Annotated in this window: 18 protein-coding genes; 9 read left to right on the top strand and 9 right to left on the bottom strand. The window is 44.3% G+C overall.

Annotated features, from left to right (window positions below):
- Window positions 1-98: 98 nt before the first annotated feature.
- Together CXF58_RS02590 and CXF58_RS02585 are read right to left on the bottom strand one after the other, a co-directional pair.
- Window positions 99-941, bottom strand: coding sequence for a CopM family metallochaperone (locus CXF58_RS02590; RefSeq protein WP_068407616.1), 843 nt, complete (start codon window positions 939-941; stop codon window positions 99-101).
- Window positions 942-1215: 274 nt separating this feature from the next.
- Complete coding sequence (locus CXF58_RS02585) at window positions 1216-1842, bottom strand: pseudouridine synthase (RefSeq protein WP_068407614.1); 627 nt, start codon at window positions 1840-1842, stop codon at window positions 1216-1218.
- A gap of 507 nt (window positions 1843-2349) precedes the next feature.
- On the opposite strand from CXF58_RS02585, the gene icd reads away from it, so the two are divergent.
- The gene (icd, locus tag CXF58_RS02575; RefSeq protein WP_102076484.1) at window positions 2350-3609 is read left to right on the top strand and encodes an NADP-dependent isocitrate dehydrogenase; all 1260 of its coding nucleotides are present in this window, start codon (window positions 2350-2352) and stop codon (window positions 3607-3609) included.
- Window positions 3610-3723: 114 nt separating this feature from the next.
- Here icd and CXF58_RS02570 read toward each other — a convergent pair whose 3' ends face one another.
- Both CXF58_RS02570 and CXF58_RS02565 read right to left on the bottom strand, forming a co-directional pair.
- Window positions 3724-4104, bottom strand: a complete 381-nt coding sequence (locus tag CXF58_RS02570) for a potassium channel family protein (protein WP_219621713.1) — start codon at window positions 4102-4104, stop codon at window positions 3724-3726.
- Window positions 4105-4518: 414 nt separating this feature from the next.
- Window positions 4519-6741 carry an NADP-dependent isocitrate dehydrogenase gene (locus tag CXF58_RS02565; protein WP_102076482.1) on the bottom strand — a complete coding sequence of 741 codons (2223 nt, stop codon included), beginning with the start codon at window positions 6739-6741 and terminating at the stop codon, window positions 4519-4521.
- 892 nt (window positions 6742-7633) lie between these two features.
- Between CXF58_RS02565 and CXF58_RS02560 the strand changes: the two genes are divergently transcribed.
- From CXF58_RS02560 to glyA, 4 genes are all read left to right on the top strand, one after another.
- Complete coding sequence (locus tag CXF58_RS02560; protein WP_102076487.1) at window positions 7634-8995, top strand: GNAT family N-acetyltransferase; 1362 nt, start codon at window positions 7634-7636, stop codon at window positions 8993-8995.
- Between the two features lie 71 nt (window positions 8996-9066).
- On the top strand, window positions 9067-9567 hold the full coding sequence (locus CXF58_RS02555) for a chorismate--pyruvate lyase family protein (RefSeq protein ID WP_102076481.1): 501 nt from the start codon (window positions 9067-9069) through the stop codon (window positions 9565-9567).
- A gap of 131 nt (window positions 9568-9698) precedes the next feature.
- A complete protein-coding gene (locus tag CXF58_RS13815; RefSeq protein ID WP_180952507.1) occupies window positions 9699-9851 on the top strand; it encodes a hypothetical protein in 153 nt (50 codons plus the stop codon).
- A gap of 26 nt (window positions 9852-9877) precedes the next feature.
- On the top strand, window positions 9878-11134 hold the full coding sequence (gene glyA / locus CXF58_RS02550; RefSeq protein ID WP_102076480.1) for a serine hydroxymethyltransferase: 1257 nt from the start codon (window positions 9878-9880) through the stop codon (window positions 11132-11134).
- Between the two features lie 209 nt (window positions 11135-11343).
- Here the strand turns inward: glyA and CXF58_RS02545 are convergent, their stop codons facing one another.
- From CXF58_RS02545 to CXF58_RS02525, 5 genes are all read right to left on the bottom strand, one after another.
- Window positions 11344-12042 carry a ZIP family metal transporter gene (locus CXF58_RS02545; protein ID WP_102076479.1) on the bottom strand — a complete coding sequence of 233 codons (699 nt, stop codon included), beginning with the start codon at window positions 12040-12042 and terminating at the stop codon, window positions 11344-11346.
- Window positions 12043-12242: 200 nt separating this feature from the next.
- Window positions 12243-13514: a sodium/glutamate symporter gene (gene gltS / locus CXF58_RS02540; RefSeq protein WP_068406019.1), complete on the bottom strand. Its 1272-nt coding sequence runs from the start codon at window positions 13512-13514 to the stop codon at window positions 12243-12245.
- 84 nt (window positions 13515-13598) lie between these two features.
- Window positions 13599-13976, bottom strand: a complete 378-nt coding sequence (locus tag CXF58_RS02535; protein ID WP_102076478.1) for a barstar family protein — start codon at window positions 13974-13976, stop codon at window positions 13599-13601.
- 1 nt (window position 13977) lies between these two features.
- Entirely contained in the window at window positions 13978-14757 is a 780-nt protein-coding gene (locus CXF58_RS02530; RefSeq protein ID WP_416375566.1) for a ribonuclease domain-containing protein, read from the bottom strand.
- A gap of 152 nt (window positions 14758-14909) precedes the next feature.
- Window positions 14910-16211 carry a glutamate-5-semialdehyde dehydrogenase gene (locus CXF58_RS02525; protein WP_102076476.1) on the bottom strand — a complete coding sequence of 434 codons (1302 nt, stop codon included), beginning with the start codon at window positions 16209-16211 and terminating at the stop codon, window positions 14910-14912.
- A 414-nt stretch (window positions 16212-16625) separates the two neighbouring features.
- Between CXF58_RS02525 and CXF58_RS02520 the strand changes: the two genes are divergently transcribed.
- The 4 genes from CXF58_RS02520 (at window position 16626) to CXF58_RS02505 (ending at window position 20264) form a co-directional block, all read left to right on the top strand.
- Complete coding sequence (locus CXF58_RS02520) at window positions 16626-16940, top strand: hypothetical protein (protein WP_082894325.1); 315 nt, start codon at window positions 16626-16628, stop codon at window positions 16938-16940.
- Window positions 16941-17283: 343 nt separating this feature from the next.
- On the top strand, window positions 17284-18081 hold the full coding sequence (locus CXF58_RS02515; RefSeq protein ID WP_068406004.1) for an ABC transporter ATP-binding protein: 798 nt from the start codon (window positions 17284-17286) through the stop codon (window positions 18079-18081).
- Window positions 18082-18387: 306 nt separating this feature from the next.
- Entirely contained in the window at window positions 18388-19188 is an 801-nt protein-coding gene (locus tag CXF58_RS02510) for a transporter substrate-binding domain-containing protein (RefSeq protein ID WP_180952506.1), read from the top strand.
- Between the two features lie 137 nt (window positions 19189-19325).
- Window positions 19326-20264, top strand: coding sequence for a transporter substrate-binding domain-containing protein (locus CXF58_RS02505; protein ID WP_068406000.1), 939 nt, complete (start codon window positions 19326-19328; stop codon window positions 20262-20264).
- Window positions 20265-20382: the final 118 nt, after the last annotated feature.

Raw genomic sequence — 20382 nt, 5'->3', positions numbered from 1 at the left:
GAAGACATTAAAAACCCTTGTTAAGTACGCAGCTTAGCAAGGGTTTATATTTTTAATATTCGGAGTGCTATAAGCAATAGTTAAGAGTTTATAGCTGTTTAACTTGTCGCTTTAGTGGTTTCTTTGATCGCTTCTTTATTATTTGCTTCATCATTGATAACAGCTTTATCGGAGTCTGTAATCGCTGTGTCAGGCGCTTTATTTGCCGCAATCCAGCTTTGCATCAGCTCAATCTCAGGCTGCTGAGCATCGATAATGTCTTGTGCCAATTTGCGCATTTCTTCATCGGTACCGTATTGGAGCTGTACCTTTGCCATGTCCACCGCGCCGCGATGATGTGGCAACATACCGCGCGCAAATGCCATATCAGCGACAGGCTCAGCAATACCGAGCATCATATCGCTATGCATGGTATTCATTCCCTTTGCATACGCTTCTTGTATGGCTTCGGTATTGGGTTTTGGCTTGGGCGCATCAGGATGGCTTGCGAGCCATTTATTAAGAATATCAATCTCAAGCTGCTGTGAGTCGATGATGTCTTGTGCAAGTTTACGCATGGTTTCATCAGTGCCGTACTTTAGCTCGATTTTTGCCATATCTACCGCACCGCGATGATGGCCGAGCATGCCTTTGGCGAAGGCGGTATCAGGATCGTTATAACCCATGCCAACCATCATTTCATTATGCATACTGGTCATAGCTTTAGTGTAGTCTTTCAGCGTATCTGACATTTTTTCAGCGTTTACTGCCTCATCATTGGCAGCCATGTCGTGCTCAGCATGGGCAACCTCGGGAGCTGTTTCAGATGGTTCATTAGTGGCTTGAGTGACCTTTTCTATTGGCATTACCTCATTATCCTCAGTTGCTGGCTGGCAAGCGCTTAGCAGCAGGGTAGTAGCCACACTGGTAGCAAACAAAGCAAAATGACGAGAGGCAATCATGATATATCCTTACTATCAAAAAAACAGGAAACAGGCTCAACGAAAAATAAGACAGAAAACAAGATAAATAATGGCCAAATTTAAACCGATATAAAACGCGAAAATACGGCGATATAAAACGCGAAAATACGGCAAGGTTGGCAAGTCAGCGCAGTTTTGCATCTTAACAGATAAACCTTACGCGTTCGAGACGCGCCGTTTAATAAGTCGTAATATTTAAATCAGAGCAAAATTGGCTCATATAAGCGGATAAGGTTTAATTTGCCACGCTAATCTAATCGACAATCCCTAACTGCCGACAGCGCTCACTATTTAGGTGAATACGCACAAACTCACCAACGCCAAGCGAACCAAGCTCAAATCCTGCCACCGACCAACGAATCAGACGCAAGCAAGGCAGTCCCACATGAGCGGTCATGCGTCTTACTTGGCGATTTTTGCCCTCATAAATGGTTAGCATAAGCCATGAGGTCGGCACGTTTTTACGCTCGCGAATGGGCGGATTACGTTGCCATAAGTCAATCGGCAAATCACCTTCCTCAACCAGTCGTGCAACTGCTGGTAAGGTTTTGCCATCTTTTAAATGTACTCCCGCCGTCAATTGCTCTAGTTGAGCCGCGCTTACCAAACCTTCGACTTGTACCAAATAAGTCTTCCCTTGTTTTTGCTTGTTTTGGGCGAAGTTCTTGGCTGACGGAGGCTGAGTAATGGCTTTATTTACCCGTCCGTCACTGGTCAAAATCAGCAAGCCTTCTGAGGTGGCATCAAGTCGGCCGGCAACGCGCAGCGATTTGTCAGTAAAATACTGCGAAAGGGTGGTGTGGTCATTATTGCTGTCATCACGAAATTGACTTTGGACGCCGTAAGGTTTGTTGAATAAAACTAGGCTAGAGGTCGACATAAAATGGCATTTCCCAAAAATAAATTGATAGCTACAACATGGTTAACAAATGGCGTGCACGGCAGTCTAAAATATTTTTACGCAAAAGTAAAAAACGGATTGTGGTTAAAAGATAACCTTGTTAGCATTGTGGTATTTATAATATTGATTGGTAAAACTGTCGTATGCAAAAGAAAAATTATCAGTCATGCTTTTATGTTAGTACACTATTTAAGGTAAATGGTGATATTTTTATGTCATTAATCTGATAGAGATTATAACAATCAACATTTTTGCTTTACGCAACTTTGGTGCTTTAGTCATAGAAATAATGGCAAAAAATAGGATTTTTAAAATAACTCTCTAACATATTTTTAAACCTATTGGCTTAGGGGGATTTTACGTAAATGGTTGGTATTTAACTCGCTAGCATACTGCCATTTTAAAGCCAAAATGTTTTAGCTAGCATAACAGAACGCCAAGGAAACTGGCGCAACCAATATATAAGTATAAAAGGAGTTTGATCCCATGCCCTATGATAAAGTTATCGTCCCAAGAGACGGCGCAAAAATAACCGTCAACGCTGATCTGTCCCTAAATGTCCCTAATCATCCGATTATTCCCTTTATCGAAGGCGATGGCATTGGCGTCGATATCACGCCGGTGATGATTAAAGTCGTCGATGCCGCCGTAGCAAAAGCCTATCAAGGCAAAAAATCGATCGTTTGGATGGAAGTTTATTGCGGCGAAAAAGCTTCTAAGATTTACGACGGCGAATACATGCCGACCGAAACGCTGGAGATTTTGCGCGAGTATGTCATAAGTATTAAAGGGCCTCTCACCACGCCAGTTGGCGGCGGTATGCGGTCATTAAACGTTGCATTACGGCAAGAGCTTGACCTGTACGTCTGTCAGCGTCCCGTACGTTGGTTTGAAGGTGTACCAAGCCCTGTACATAGCCCAGAGCTGACTGATATGGTGATTTTTCGCGAAAACTCAGAAGATATTTATGCTGGTATCGAGTGGAAAGCGGGCAGTGATGACGCCAAAAAAGTTATTAAATTCCTAAAGGAAGAGATGGGGGTGACCAAAATCCGCTTCTCAGATGACTGCGGTATCGGCATCAAGCCTGTATCAAAAGAAGGCTCGCAGCGTTTGGTACGTAAAGCTATCCAGCATGCCATCGATAATGACTTACCGAGCGTCACTCTCGTGCACAAAGGTAATATCATGAAGTTTACCGAAGGCGCGTTTAAAGAATGGGGCTATGAGCTTGCCGCTGAACGTTTTGGTGCGGAGCTGCTCGATGGTGGACCTTGGATGACGATGAAAAACCCAAAAACTGGTAATGATATTATTATCAAAGACGTCATAGCTGATGCTTTTCTGCAGCAAATCCTGATGCGCCCTGCTGAGTATTCAGTCGTTGCAACCTTGAACTTAAACGGTGATTATATCTCTGATGCGCTTGCTGCTGAAGTTGGCGGTATCGGTATCGCGCCGGGTGCCAATAAGGGCGGCTCAATCGCTGTTTATGAAGCTACCCACGGCACAGCGCCTAAATATGCTGGTCAAGATAAGGTCAATCCAGGTTCGTTGATTCTATCGGCAGAGATGATGCTGCGCGATATGGGTTGGATAGAAGCAGCCGACCTTGTTATCGCAGGTATCAAAGGCGCGATTAAAAACAAAACCGTCACTTATGACTTTGAGCGTTTGATGCCAGATGCTATTTTGCTCAGTAGCTCGGAGTTTGGCAAAGCCATTATTAAGCATATGGATGTGTAAGGGCTTTATAGCATGTGATTTTATAATTTATAGCGTAAACAATAAACCATCTATATTTTTATAGATGGTTTTTTTTGTGCTTATGGGTTTTTATACTGATTATTGAATTTCAATTTAACTGTCATTTTTACCACGACTTTTACCGCTACCATTCGCTGTCCATTTGACCACCGATAAGCTGGTTGAAGCCATTAAACCGAGCACTAAGTAGCCAATCAACGCCTGTAAACTTGCAAAAACCCGAGTCATGCCTTGTGGCCGAAAATCACCATAGCCTGTTGAAGTGAAAGTGACGACAGCATAGTAGCAGCACGCCCAAAAATCTTGCGAAATGGGATTGCCGTCGAGCGTGGTGTCGACGATGCCGACTTCGTAATAAAGTGCCGAAAAGGTAAGCAAAAATAAAAAGACATTAAGCGTTGTCATCGCAAGCTCTTTCCATAAATTGCCATCATCGCCATAGATGCGCTGCAAGGTGCTAAAAAGCGACCACATAAAAATCCCGCAAAACAAGAAGGCAAGGCCGATAGTAAATATATCGCGCCACCTATTGTCCGGTAAAAAATGCGTCAGTAAATACCATATACTGCCAGTGAGGATATAAATAAAAAGAGTTCCTCTGGCGGTTGTTATTTTTTCTAGTATCATAAGATTTCATCCATACGCTCAGTATTATGCTTAGTCTTAGGCCCAGTAAATGCTCAAAAATAATTTTAACATTGAGCGTCATCTAACCATAGCAGTAGGGCGCTTCATATAAAACATTGGTGTAGGTGTTTGCTTTGAACGTTTTAAGCAGCACAGAACCTATAAAAACGCCCCAATAGCCTAGGACTATTGGGGCGTTTGTTTTAAACTGACTTTAATAAAGCTTGTTCAGCCAGCTTTATCTTATTTGCAACCAAGCATTTATGACAATGAAGCAATAGCTTCATTGAATAACGGACTTGGACGCATGGCTTTTTCAGCCAACGCTTCATCTGCTAAATAGTAGCCTTTTAGATCCATCGACTTACCTTGAACTTCATTCAGCTGCTCAACGATAGCGGCTTCATTTTCTTCAAGTTTTTGGGCCAGCGGCGCAAACTGTGCTTTTAGCTCGCTATTTTCATCTTGAGCAGCCAGTTCTTCTGCCCAGTATTTTGCCAGATAGAAATGACTACCACGGTTATCAAGCTCGCCAGTTTTACGTGATGGCGATTTGTCATTTAACAGTAGTGTTTCGGTGGCTCTATCAAGGGCGTCTGCCAATACTTTCGCTTTGGCATTATCATCATTTTTCGCCAAATGCTCTAAAGATTCGGTCAAGGCTAGGAACTCACCGAGAGAATCCCAACGTAGGTGGTTTTCTTCGAGGAGCTGCTGTACGTGCTTCGGTGCTGAACCGCCTGCACCTGTTTCGAACAAACCGCCGCCTTTCATTAGTGGCACAACTGACAGCATTTTCGCACTGGTGCCCAATTCTAAAATCGGGAACAAATCAGTCAGATAATCACGCAAAATATTACCAGTCGCAGAAATCGTATCTAAACCACGGGCAACGCGCTCTAGGGTATAACGCATGGCGCGAACTTGTGACATGATTTCGATGTGCAGACCGTTGGTGTCATGATCTTTTAGGTAGGTTTTAACCTTTTTAATCAGCTCGTTTTCGTGCGGACGGTATGGGTCGAGCCAGAAAATAACCGGCGTATCTGATTCGCGCGCACGGCGAACAGCAAGCTTCACCCAATCTTGGATAGGGTCATCTTTGGTCTGACACATGCGCCAGATATCACCTTTTTCAACACGCTGCTCAAGTAAGACTTCGCCTGAGTCGATATCGACGATACGTGCGATACCATTGTCGCTAGATTCAAAGGTTTTGTCGTGCGAGCCGTATTCTTCCGCTTTTTGCGCCATCAAACCTACGTTTGGCACCGTACCCATGGTGGTTGGGTCAAAGTTACCATGCCACTTACAGAAATTAATCATTTCTTGGTAAATACGCGCAAAGGTCGATTCAGGCATGACCGCTTTACAGTCATATAATTTACCATCAGCGCCCCACATTTTACCGCCATTACGAATCATTGCGGGCATTGAAGCATCGACAATCACGTCACTTGGAGAATGGAAGTTGGTGATACCTTTTGAAGAGTCAACCATCGCTAGACGCGGACGGTGTACTTGGCAGGCATGGAGGTCGCGCTCAATCTCTTCACGTAAGCTGGCTGGCAATTCGGTGATTTTTTCGTACAAGCTTGCCATACCGTTATTGACGTTAATACCTAGCTCATCAAATAACGCGCCATGTTTTTGGAAGGCGTCTTTATAATAAATGCGCACCGCGTGACCGAAGACGATAGGGTGTGATACCTTCATCATCGTGGCTTTTACGTGTAATGAGAATAAAATACCGGCTTCGCGGCAATCTTCCATTTCACGCTCATAGAAATCAAGCAGCGCTTTTTTGCTCATAAACATCAAGTCGATGACTTCTTTATCAAGCAAGGCAATCTTTGGTTTTAATACCTTGGTCGTACCGTCTTCGAGCAACAGCTCCATACGCACGGTACGCGCTTTATCCAAGGTCATCGATTGCTCGCCGTCATAAAAGTCGCCGCTATGCATGTGCGAAACGTGAGTCTGTGACCACTGCTTCCATTCGCCCATCGAGTGCGGATGTTTACGCGCGTAGTTTTTGACTGCTTTTGGCGCGCGGCGGTCTGAGTTACCTTCACGTAATACAGGGTTGACCGAGCTGCCTAAGCTTTTGCCATAACGGCGACGGATTTCTTCTTCTTCTGCGTTTTTTGGCTCGTCTGGAAAGTCAGGAATCGCGTAGCCTTTACCTTGTAGCTCTTTGATAGCCGCTTTTAGCTGCTGTACAGAGGCACTGATATTTGGTAGTTTGATGATATTGGCGTTTGGATCTTGAGTCAATTTGCCAAGCGCTTCTAAGTTATTTGGAACGCGCTGCTCTTCGGTTAAGTATTCTGGAAATTCAGCCAACACACGCGCCGCGACCGAGATATCACTGGTTTCAACGTCGACGCCTGCTGTCTGGGCAAATGCTTTTACAATCGGCAAAAATGATAAGGTGGCAAGCGCTGGGGCTTCGTCAGTTTTTGTATAAATAATTTTTGACATGTTAGTAGATTATTCCTTGTTGTCATTAATGAGGTTAATAAGGCTGCGGTATCATTTAATAGCTTTATACAGCCCTTATACCATAATGGTCTACGGGGTTGGTTCGAGGTTCAATCGAGGTCCAAATACATCAGTCGTCTTTTAGTGCCATTCTTGAGCGAGTATGACGGCGAGAAAGTTTCGTCGCCAGCCATTTGCGTTTATTCGTCTTTATAAAGCAGGCGCTCGATCAAGTACCAGCTTTATTAAAGAGTGATTATAAAACATTATAAAAGGTCACACTCAAAAGACCGTTGCTAAAAATTTATGCAAACCAGCGACTCAATACTCATGATTTACAATGATCTGAGCGCGAATGGCTGACGCTATATTATAGTTGATCCACTATAAATCTGATATGATGTCAATGTTGTATATTGAACTAAGTATACTATTTTCGCTCATACCCTATGTATCTGAATTATATTAAGCTAATAATAGCCTTATTCTACCAGTCCTCGCCTTCAATATCATCTTTTGCGTGTAATTAGCGCGCTTTTAGTGCCTTTTTTCACTTTGTAAGCTTGTTTGTGAAATGATGAGCTTATCAATGTTGAAATAGTCTACATACTTCAAAGTATCTATTTTTAAATTAGCTTTTTTAGAGTATCTGTTTTTAACATACTAACGCTAGCAACATTCAATCCTACGTCCTATCAATAAAAGACTTAGTAATCTATCCGTATGGCATTTTTATGCGCCTTTGTTTATAAACCTTCTTCATAAAAGTATTTTAGTGCCAGATAATTTTTACTTTTTTGCAAATTGTGACAGCAAACGCGCTGGTATTTGCTAGGCTAAACGATAGAAATAAATGAGCTTAAGAAAAAATTCTAAAAATAGCGTGGTGATGATGAATTTACAATATGCGTTACTCAGTGATAATAGCTGGCAGGATATGGCGCGTTGGCAAACGCCAGATACGCCTTTTATGACATTTGAGTTTTGGCAAGCACTTAGTGATACAGGCGCAATTGGTGAGCAAGCAGGTTGGTTGCCGATTTATGTCTTAATCCATCGGCCAAATGAGACAGATGGCGTTATTGATAATAATGCGAATGATGATAAAAGTAATGCTGCGCAGCCAATGCTGCTTTCTTCAGAACCAATAGGGCAGCCTGTTGCGGTTATGCCGGTTTTTATTAAAGGGCATCATCAAGGCGAGTTCGTTTTTGACCATGCGTGGGCACAAGCTTATGCGCAGTATGGTCTTGATTATTATCCGCGTTTGGTGACTAGCGCGCCTTATACACCCGTGACTGGCCAACGTCTGTGGCTAGCAGCAGGTGAGGCGCTAAACGCAGATATTTTAAAAACAGCTATCGCAGGCGTTGATGATATCGCGCAGCAAGTAGAGGCCTCTAGCTGGCATGGTTTGTTTGTGACGTCTAAGATGGCGGCTATTGCTAACGCGTCAATGCCGACTGATACCGATATAGAAATGGCGCTTAATAATCAAAAAAATAGCGGTACAGTAGAACCGATTGAGCTACCGATACTTGAGCGGCAGGGCTGCCAGTTTTTATGGCAAAATAAAAATGTCAGTCAAAACAATAAACAATTTGCCGACTTCGAGGCATTTTTGGCAACCTTTAGAGCCAAAAAACGCAAAACCGTGCGTGCTGAGCGGCGTAAAGTTGCCGAGCAAGGCATCATTTGCCAGCGTAAATGCGGGGTTGCTATCACTGCAGAGGATTGGCAGACGTTTTATCATTGTTATGTGATGACCTACGCGGTACGTGGGCAGCAGCCTTATTTAACGCTAGATTTTTTTAAAAGACTGGCTGCTAGCCTGCCTGAACATTTGATGCTGGCGCAAGCGCTTGACGCCAATGGTGAAATTATCGCTAGCAGTTTGTTTTTTTATGATAAACCCAATAGCCAAGACGCCACGCTTTATGGTCGTTATTGGGGCGCGCTCGCTGAGTATGATAGCCTACACTTTGAGCTGTGCTATTATCAAGGTATCGAGTTTGCGATTGAGCAAGGTTTGACGTATTTTGACCCCGGTACCCAAGGTGAGCACAAATTAGTCCGAGGTTTTGTTCCGACCAAAACTCACTCGTTGCACCGTATTTACGATGGGCGTTTTGTCCCGGCGATTAGTAATTTCTGTGTAAAAGACCGCATGCATATGGCGCAATATCGTAAGCAAGCCTTTGCAGCATTGCCCTTTAATATTGATAACATGCCAACGTTTGATAGTACTGATTAATCCTCGATCATTTTTTTGCTAATCTTTGCCCAATGACTTCCTACCTAATACTTTTCTATCAGCTGTAAACTATGATTCCTCATTTTTCTCGTTCTGCTCCATCATCCGCTCCCAGTGAGCTAATAGATTTTCTCAATACCGAAGGGTCGCTGACGGCCATGCTCGAAGTAAAAGCAGGGCAGCCGTTACGCGTCGAGCGCAGTTTTGAAGGTTATCGGTTATTATCCTTGGCGCAAAAAAAGCAATTAGGTTTGCAAGGCGCGGCGTTAAACCGTCCGTTATTGGCGTGGGTACGCGAGTCGCAGCTATATGGCGATAATGAGCAGCCATGGGTACAAGCACAAAGCATTTTCCCGCTAGCAAGTTTGAAGGGGCGCGCTCGCCGTTTACAGCAGCTAAAAGGTACGCCGATTGGCTATGTGTTGTTTAAGCGCCGCCGTACTTTACCCAATCAACGTTCTATCGAAAAGACGGCAGACGGCTGGCAACGGCAGACGCTATATGACTGGTACGGGCGTAAAATCCTGATTAGTGAGACTTTTTTAGCGGCTTTTTTGTCCAAGAGTGATTAAATAATTACAATAAAAGCTGATATACAAAATCAGTAAGTCATTTATTTTATTGCGCATTTATTTCTCTAATAACGCCATTTAAATCTCTCAGCTTTCCGTGAGATTTTTTTGCGCTCATCGCACAAAGTTTCATGCTACACTTAAGCTATAGCGATGATGTCGATGCCCTTCTGCGCACCGATTTTATTGCTGATTTGGACAAGTTTTTAACAGGCCAATTGCCTGCGCTTGCCAATTTTACCTTCTTTTATTACTCGCCTCTTTTCAATGAGCATCACCATTAACGATAGCCACTACCTAGGACATCACTATGTTTAAAGATATTTCTATCAAAGAGTTTGATCCAGTACTTGCTGAAGCCATGGCCGCTGAAAGCGTGCGTCAAGAAAACCACATCGAGCTTATCGCTTCAGAAAACTACTGCTCACAAGCAGTGATGGAAGCCCAAGGCACTGACCTGACCAATAAATACGCTGAAGGCTATCCTGGTAAGCGTTATTATGGTGGTTGTGAGCACGTTGATGTGGTCGAACAATTGGCCATCGACCGTGCAAAAGAATTGTTTGGTGCAGAATACGTCAACGTTCAGCCGCATTCTGGTAGCCAAGCAAACTCGGCTGTTTTCTTAGCGTTATTAGACGCCAATGACACCGTCCTTGGCATGAGCCTAGACGCTGGTGGTCACTTGACACATGGCGCGCATATCAACTTCTCAGGTCTAAACTACAACGCCGTACAGTATGGTTTGGTTGAAGAAACTGGTCTGATCGATTATGACGAAGTTGAGCGTTTGGCAAAAGAGCACAAGCCTAAGATGATTATTGCTGGTTTCTCAGCCTATTCGCAAGTGGTCGATTGGCAGCGTTTCCGTGATATCGCTGATGAAGTTGGCGCGTACCTTTTAGTAGATATGGCACACGTTGCTGGTTTGGTCGCAGGTGGTGTTTATCCAAACCCAGTACCATTTGCCGATGTGGTCACGACTACCACGCACAAAACCTTGCGTGGCCCACGTTCAGGTATGATTTTAGCACGTGATGAAGAATTGGCGAAAAAGCTAAACTCTGCTGTCTTCCCAGGCAATCAAGGCGGCCCGCTCATGCACGTCATCGCGGCAAAAGCGGTTTGCTTTAAAGAAGCGTTAGAAGACAACTTCAAAACTTATCAGCAGCAAGTGGTTAAAAACGCCAAAGCAATGGCAAAAGTGATTCAAGACCGCGGCTATGAGATCATCTCTGGCGGTACTGAAAATCACTTGATGCTTATCAGCCTAGTCAAGCAAGAAATGACGGGTAAAGAAGCCGATAAATGGCTTGGTAATGCGCACATTACCGTGAATAAAAACGCCGTACCAAACGATCCAAAATCGCCATTTGTTACCTCAGGTATCCGTATCGGTACGCCAGCGATTACCACGCGCGGCTTTAACGAAGCACAAGCTGGCGACTTGGCTGGTTGGATTTGTGACGTCCTAGATAGCCGCGGTGATGAAAAAGTTGCTGCTGAAGTACGCGGTAAAGTAGAAGCGATCTGTAAAGAGCTTCCTGTTTATGCTAAAAATCAGTAATTTCTGATTAATAATTGGTTTTATAAGTAGATATAAAAAACCGCTTAGCTTAATGGCTAGGCAGTTTTTTGTTGCGCTGACGTTTATTTATTAGGAAGTCAGTTTATACGAACTAAACCGTCTATACAGTACTAAACTGTAAAATTCATCATTGTGATAAATCTATTGCACAATATAGCTTACTAACGCATAAATATTTAACCCACCTTTTAACCGCCAAGCTGATTTAGTGCCAGTGCTAAGATGAGGCCAACGGTGGCACTAATACCTGCCCAATGGTTGCTGCGTTTAAAGGCGGTTGGGAAGACCTCGGTTGCTAAAGAAGCAATAACTGCCCCTGCCGCAAAACAGTTGATGGCGCTGATGATGGCGTCATCGACATTTTTTAGCAGCACCTTGCCTAGGATAGCCGCCAGCGATAATAAAATTGCAGCCCCAATCCAAAGCATGAGCACTTTTTTATTGCTGGCACCGTTGCGGCGCATTTCTTTGGCACCACCTGCTGCCTCTGGTAAGTTGGATAACAGGATAGAGCCCGCCAGCGCCGCTACTTGCATGACGTTGCCGCTGATCAATGCTACACCCAGCGCTAGGTTTTCTGGTATGCCATCGAGGGTGATGGCTGCCAGTAGTCCTGAGCCGCCATCGGCGTTGAGCTTTTCATCGAGTAGATAATCGACACTCGCAAATACCACTGCGCCTAGCATGGCAAAGGCCGCTGCCACCCAAACGCCGCTGTCAGTCACCGCTGGCTGTATCAGTTCGATGACGACCGATATCATCAGCGCGCCGCCAGCGAGCGCCAGTAAATTACCTTCAAGCCAGCTAGGTAAGCGGCCGTAAAGCCCCCAAAGCGCCCCAATAATTAGAGCGCCTGTTACCACAAGAATCACTGCAACCATTAACATAATAGGCCTCAATATTTTTATAGGTTATTGATAACGGCTAATGGTTGTGGTGTCATTATAAATTGCGTAATTGTTGTGTTAGACGCTGTTAACGGCCCATTTTGCTCATATAAAAAACCCAAAAAAACCCCGATTATATTTTTATAATCGGGGTTTATCTAAATTTATTTAATCAAAATTTCTGATTTATATCTTCTTTATCAAAACGGCAACTTGGTAAATATCTGCAAAATAGTCGCGTTAACGATATCGACAAAGAAGGCACCAACCATCGGTACAATCAAAAACGCTTTCGGTGATGGCAAGTAGCGATCGGTCACTGCCTGCATATTGGCAATCGCCGTTGGTGTCGCGCCCATACCAAAACCTGAGTGTCCAGCTGCCAAAACAGCGGCATCATAGTCTTTACCCATGATTCTAAAGGTAACAAAATAAGCATAACCAATCATGACTAAAGTCTGCACGACTAAGATAATCAATACAGGACCCGCCAAATCTGTTAACTCCCATAGTTTTAGCGATAGCAGCGCCATGGCTAAAAATAGACTTAATGACGCATTACCAATCACGTCGATAGCACGGTCGAACATATCAAAATTGAATACCATGGTTAAGGCATTACGAATGATAACGCCGCCTGCTAATGCCCAAACGAAGGTGGGCAGCTCAAACGCAGTATCTGCTGCAACCAATGTCATGATGTCTGCAAACGCCAGCGCCCCTGCAAACAAAGCCAATGACTCAATCGTTGAAGAGGCGGTAATCAGACGGATATTATCAGGTTTTTCAAACATCTCTTCATGGCGATGATCGCCATCTTCGCTGTGCTTGGTACTATATAACGACTGCTTGCCAGCAAGCTTTTCGACGTCGCTTTGATTGGGATTAACAGGGGTCGGTTTAAGACCCATTTTATTGATCAATCGGCGTGCAACAGGACCACCAACCAGACCACCTGCAACCAAACCATAGGTAGCAACAGCAATACCAAGAGTGGTGGCACCAACGACATTGTATTGTTCTTCTAACACAACGCCCCACGCGCCTGCGGTACCATGGCCGCCTGTTAGAGCGATAGAGCCAGTCACCAAGCCGAGCAGCGGATCAAGACCTAGTACGCTGGCCATCGCTACCCCAACCACGTCTTGTAAAATAATAAAGACCGAGACGACAATAGTAAAAATTAATAAAGGCGTACCACCTGCTTTCAGCCGTCCAAAGTCGGCGCTAAGTCCGATAGAGGCAAAGAACATCAGCATGGTTGCTGTTTGTAGGCCTTGGTGAAAGTTAAAGCTATAACCCCAAATCAAATTAAGGGCATAAACAATCACAGCAGCAATCAAGCCACCAGCCACGGGTTCTGGGATATTAAAGTCTTCCAAAAACTTAATTTTTTTAACCAAAAAGCGCCCTAATAACAGCACCAATGTGGCAAAAATCAGGGTGTAATATCCGTTTAATGTTACTTCCATAAGTTCATCCTTTCTCTAAATATGAATTCACCTAAATTCGGGATAAAACTGGCTTTATCTCGAATTTAGGTTCTGCTCGTTTTGCTATGCGTAGGTATCGTCTGACGCCTCAATAATCCATAATTGCGGTTTGCCAAAATCTTTATAGGCGTCTTCGATCAGGCGCTTAAAGGCATTAAAGTCCTCGCTGTTGATTTTTTCTACCGCATTTAAGTAAAGCGTGAAATCTGTGATATCACTATCGGTCAAACAGTCCCAAGCGCTGTCCCAATTATGGGCAAAATAGCTGGGAAAATTGGCGGCTGTCGCTAAGCTATTTAGCAGCGTTTCTTTATTCAAAACATCGCCAATTGGAATGTTAATCGCATGCTTCGGAATGGCATTAATAAACGCTTCGTCTTTTTGAGCAATAGCGTTTTGGTTAACGTCATTTTTTTTAATATAGTAAATCGCTTGGTTCATATCATCTCACCTGCAATGGTCTAAAGCTGTCGTAATGGTCGACGGTCAAATAATAGACGGTTGGCGGATGACCGCCGGTGACAATACGCTGTGCGCCGCGATGCGAAACGCCGGGCGTCGGCACGGTATATTCGCGATAATAGCCTTGCGACTGGGCAGGCAATTTGCCTTCGCGATTATAAAAGGTGGTGCCATCTTTATTCGGATAAGGAAACGGGCCACCTTGCTGAATCAGCGCCAGTGTTTGGTCAATTTGCGCGTCACCCGTGATAGCTGCTGTGGCCGCTGTATCAGGGCTAGATGTTTTAGGGGCTGTCTGCGTTATAGACGTTGCTGGCGTGCTGTCTGCAAAAAAACTAGACGTCAAATCTCCAAAGAAAAAAACCGTCACGGCAATAAGAGCGATAAAACTTAGTAAAGTAGATAAGCCAGTTTTTTTATGTGGCTTGCTTTGGTTATTTTTTGACTGGTTTTTTCGATGATAGCTAGCGTTATTTGTATGCGTATTTTTTGCATGATGATTGATTGCATTTGCTAGCGGCGTTTTTGCGTCTGTCGTTTCTAAAATACTTAATTCGTTAGAGGTGACTTCGGTGGCGCGTAATTGGTTTTTATCATTACGCTGACTGTTAAAATAGACACGTTGACCCTCGCTTATTGGCTGCAATAAGCGCACGCTGCTGATATGAAAGAAGACATCTTCATCTTGATTGTCTACTTCGATAAAGCCATAGCCTTTGTCAGCATTCCAGTGTTTAATTTTGCCACTTTGCATGGGCACGGCTTCCTATAGCGTGGTTCTATTCAGCAAAATAATTTTTATATGCCATATATAGCATATTTATCAATAATAAAAAAACGCCAGCAATTAAGCTGACGTTATTTAAGATTATACTCGAATTGGCCAATAAATTATAGTGCAGCCATAATGCCCTAGGCGCGTGTTTCGCCGTGACCGTAAACAATCCATTTTTGCGAGGTCAAGCCCTCAAGCCCAACCGGTCCACGGGCATGGATTTTATCGGTTGAGATACCGATTTCCGCCCCAAGTCCGTACTCAAAGCCATCGGCAAAACGGCTCGAGGCGTTAATCATCACGCTTGCCGAATCGACTTCGCGGATAAAGCGCTGTGACTTGGTGTAATTGTCGGTAATGATGACGTCGGTATGGTGGCTGCCGTGAGTGTTGATATGTTCAATCGCTTCATCGATACCCGTTACCACCTTGACTGCCAAGATAGGCGCAAGATATTCGGTGTCCCAGTCCTCGCTGGTGGCTGCGGATAAATGACCTTGCAGGGTAACATTGTCATTTAAAATCGCCTGTGACTTCTCATCGAGGCGCAGTTGCATGGCGTCATCGGCTGTTACGATGGCTTCAGCAATTTTTGGTAATAGTTCGGCTGCGATTGATTCATCGACCAATAGCGTCTCCATGGTATTACAGGTACCGTAGCGGTGGGTCTTGGCATTAACGCTGACTTTAATCGCCGTGTCTGCATCGGCATCGCTATCGATAAAGGTATGACAATTACCATCTAAATGCTTAATCACAGGGACGCGGGCATCGCGGCTGATACGTTCAATCAAACCTTTACCGCCGCGTGGTACGATCACATCGACATAGTCCGTCATGGTAATCAGCTCGCCGACGGCAGCGCGGTCAGTGGTTTCTAACACTTGTACGCTATGCTCAGAGAGACCGACCTTTTTTAAACCCTGTAAAATGCATTTGGCAATCGCTTGATTGGATTCAAAGGCTTCAGAACCACCGCGCAAGATAATAGCGTTACCAGATTTTAGCGCCAGCGAAGCCGCTTCCAAGGTAACGTTGGGACGCGACTCATAAATCATCCCGACTACCCCGAGTGGCACACGCATTTTGCCTAAATGAATACCTGATGGACGATAAGTCATGTCGGTCACTTCACCGATAGGGTCAGGCAATGCCGCCACGTCTTTTAACCCTTGCAGCATACCATCGAAGCGTGCATCGTTTAGCTCTAGACGATCGAGTAAGGCAGCGTCCAAGTCGTTTTTTTGCCCCTTATCCATATCGATTTTATTGGCCGCTAAAATATCAGCTTTGGCGCTTTTTAACGCATCATAGATTGCCATCAGCGCCGAATTCTTATCGCCAGTATTGGCCGCAGCTAATGCTCGTGATGCCGCGCGCGCTTGCTTACCGACCGTCCGCATATAGGCGGTTACATCTGTGGTATTCGATTGCGTCATAAATTAACGTCCTTTTATCATCAATAATCTAAAAAATATCGTTTAGCGCTCTAATGGCGCTCTGCTATTTAACATAGAGGAGATGAGGACGATAGTAAAGTCGATTTTGTGAATAACTACCGTTTAGCAAGCACTGCGGAGTTTTCTTATGTTGTATTTTAAGGTTTTTAACTTTTTATAGCGTTTATAAGTAATGGGAGATAAAAAAGTATGCTGTCTGTTACGTATTTTTAACAGAACTGCGCTGCAACTGCTAAGGTAGTCGTGGTCAATCGTGAGTATAGTGGGCGCTAAGACGGTCAATTCATACGCTATCTCATACGTTATCAATGAAAGACATAGCAATTGGCTGATGCAATAAAGTGATGAATTTTATAAAGATTAATAAACTAAAGACTCATTATGGAGAAAAAAATGGCTATTAAAAATAAAGCCTATAAAAACTGGCTCACAGTAGGCTTGGTAGCAGCAGCATTAAGTGTCAGCGCCTGCGGCAAAAAAGAAGAAGCGCCAATGGACGTTGAACCAACCGCTGACGCGCAGACGCCAGTAGAAAATAACGCTACCGGCGTGGCAACAGCAAACAGCACGGATGATGTCGCCGTTGCAAGTGCCGATGCTAATGATGGTATGGCCGTTAGCGAGAATGATGATGTCGCAGTAGCAACTGCTGATGATGCAGAAGTCCTTGATGGAACTGAAAGCGAAGAGCACATTTCGACTTACTAGTTGAGTTTGTTAAATGCCGCTTGCGGGCGTCGACTGACTATTTAGCAGATAAAACAGCGCTAGCGGCGTTAAGATGATAAAATAAGGCCCATAACTGACTATGCGTTATGGGCCTTATTTTGTTGTTGATTCCGTTTAAAAAAGTACCGCGCTACTTAGCTAGAGTTATCTAAGCTGAGCGCCGTTTTGAGTATTTTTTTATCGGCAATGAATTATCCTGTCAAACTCTAATGACCTTTAATAATTGAAGGGGCAGGGTTTGCCTTTTTATCGCATTATAGGCGACAATGGCGCATTTTTTTATTCATGTTTTCACTCATATTTATTGGAAGTCTGCTAAACCATGCTTGATACTGCAAAGAATCCGACTCGGCCTATCGCCTTAGATTTACAAGACGTCCATAAAAGCTACGGCTCGTTGGCGGTGCTAAAAGGGGTGTCTCTCACCGCTTATGATGGCGACGTTATTTCTATTTTAGGCTCGTCTGGCTCCGGTAAGTCAACCTTGCTGCGCTGTATTAACTTGCTTGAAAAACCCAATCAGGGGCGTATCATCATCGGCAATGATGAGCTGATGCTAAAACCTGCCAAATCAGGCGAATTGCAAGCAGCAGACATTAAGCAGTTAGAAAGCTTACGTGCGCGCGTGGGCTTTGTGTTTCAAAACTTTAATTTGTGGCCGCATAAGACCATTTTGCAAAATATCATCGAAGGACCAACGCAAGTCTTAAAAATTAAAAAAGACCAAGCGATTAGCGATGCAGAAAAGCTGCTCGATAAAGTGGGTTTACTCGATAAAAAAGACGCTTATCCGGCGAATTTATCGGGCGGTCAGCGTCAGCGTGTGGCGATAGCGCGCGCCCTTGCCATGCAGCCACAGGTGTTATTATTTGATGAACCAACCTCGGCACTCGACCCTGAACTGGTCAATGAAGTACTTGCGGTCATGCGTGAGCTTGCCGAAGAGGGGCGTACCATGCTGATCGTTACCCACGAGATGCGCTTTGCCCGTGAGGTATCAAGCAAAGTGGTGTTCTTGCATCAAGGTATCATCGAAGAGATTGGTACACCTGAGCAAGTTTTCGACCATCCAAAATCTGAGCGCGTTAAAGACTTTATGGCATCGCATCGTCAAAACTAGAAGCGAATGTTTTACAGGTGTTTGGTTGAATGTCAAAAAACCTAAAACGCTTGTGATACAAAAGTTGCCCTCAGTAATTTTCTTGGCCTAAATTTTCTTAGTCTTTTTATTACCGAATAATCACAGTTGGTATGCAAAACGTTTGTTTTTGATATTTGAGTCAGGTATTATCAAAGGGTTTATAGGCAGTCGCAACTGGCGTCTGCCTATGTCTTTATGTTCATTGACTTGCTTATCTGGCAGGGACGTCAGAGAACAAAATATCAGAACCCTATATCAAAAACCTCATCAGAATTTAAGGAATGTATGATGTCGAATTCTCGCCTATTGTGGTCATCGATGACCGTCACCGCCGCGCTTATGCTTGGCGCTTGTAGTCAGTCTGCTAATGACGCCACTGATAGCAGCGCTGATGCCTCTGCTACAGAAACGGCGGGCAAGACCATTCGCATCGCCACTGAGGGCGCATACCCTCCCTTTAACTATACCAATGCCGATGGCAGCTTGGCAGGATTCGATATCGACGTCGCCAATGCCTTATGTGCGCAAATGCAAGCCAAATGTGAAATCGTTGCTCAAGATTGGGACGGTATTATTCCAGGTCTATTGGCGCAAAAATACGACGCCGTCATCGCTGGTATGTCAATCACTGAAGAGCGTCAAGAAAAGGTTGATTTCAGCGAGCCGTATTTCGCCAATACCATGGTTTGGCTTACCGATACCAAAGGCGGCTTTGACCCCAAATCCATTAAAAACCTAACCCTTGGTGGCCAGCGTTCAACGACACCTGGCGCGTATTTACAAGATAATTATGAAGGTAAAGACGGCAACACCGTCAAGCTTTATGATAATTATGACAATGCCTACTTAGACCTAAAATCTGGTCGTAGCGATGCGGTACTTGCTGAAAAAGTCTCTGCCAAATCATGGTTAGCGGACAATCCAGAAGGTTTTGGTATCGTGGGTGATGAGATTGATAACGACGATAATATTGCCATTGCTGTCCGTAAAGGTGACTCAATCAAAGACGACTTTAATAAAGCGCTGAGTGAAATCCGTAGCAACGGTGAGCTTGCCCGTCTTGAGCAAGAAAACTTCGGTCAGTAATTTGCTTGATGCGCTTTGCGAGAAGTCTTTAATTGATAGCTATTAGTCAACAGACGGTTTCAATAAGCGCCGATTAACCAATGTCTGAACCATTGCGGATGAATAACGGCTGGTAAATATATTAAGGAATAACCTCTATGATCACTTCAATGACCTCATCAATGAACAAAAAAGCGCTATGGCTTGCGCCCCTTAGTGCAGCGATGCTGATGCTTGCTGCTTGTAACAACAGCTCAACGCCTACAGAAAATACGGACGCCGCTGCTACAAGCGACGCACCGTTACATATAAAAATCGCCACAGAATCAAGCTATAAGCCTTTTAGCTATACCGACGCCGATGGTAAATTAATTGGCTACGAGATTGAGCTGGTAGACGCCTTATGTGCGCAAATGAAAGCTGAATGTGAAGTTATCTCGCAAGATTGGGACGGCCTCATTCCAGGGCTAAATGCGCAGAAATTTGATGCGGCCATCGCTGGCATGTCAATCACCCCTGAGCGTAAAGAAGTCGTAGAATTCAGCGACCCGTACTTTCATACTGGTATCATCCTCATCGGTAAAAAAGGCGATGATATTACCGTCGATGGCCTAAAAGGTCAGCCAGTTGCTTCACAGCGCTCGACGGTTGCGTCACAATATCTACAAGAAAAACATGCTGACTCTGACATCAAGCTTTATGACACTCAAGACAACGCTTATCTAGATCTAACCTCAGGTCGCGTGCGCGCCATGATGTCTGATAAAGTCACCGGTATCGACTGGCTAAAAACCGACGCCGGTAAAGACTACGAAGTCAAAGGTCAAGAAATCAGCACCAGCGATGATGCGATGGGTATTGCCTTCCGTAAAGGCGATCCATTGGTTGCCAAGTTTAATAAAGCTTTGGCTGAACTAAAAGAAAACGGCACTTACGATCAAATCACCGGCAGTTATTTTGGTACCAGCTCAACAGCGGCGGCGCAAAAAGCAGTAGCGACTGATGGCGTCAAAGAAGTGGTGGTCGCTGATGACAGTAATGTCGATGCCAATGCAGTAATTGCTAAAGAAGAGCAAACGGAAGCGGCGACTAATTAATAGAGCTTTCTCTCATAGTCTATGAGATAAGCGCTGATTTTAATAAAGCACGTTTTAATTAAAGCGTGCTTTATGCCATCTATAATACTTTCCTAAGTACCAATGCCAATTAATAATG

The sequence above is a fragment of the Psychrobacter sp. Sarcosine-02u-2 genome, from assembly GCF_002836335.1.
GTDB classification, from domain to species: Bacteria; Pseudomonadota; Gammaproteobacteria; order Pseudomonadales; family Moraxellaceae; genus Psychrobacter; species Psychrobacter faecalis.
The sequence above is the reverse complement of the archived record's forward strand: the minus strand, read 5'-3'. Positions and strand labels throughout refer to the sequence as shown.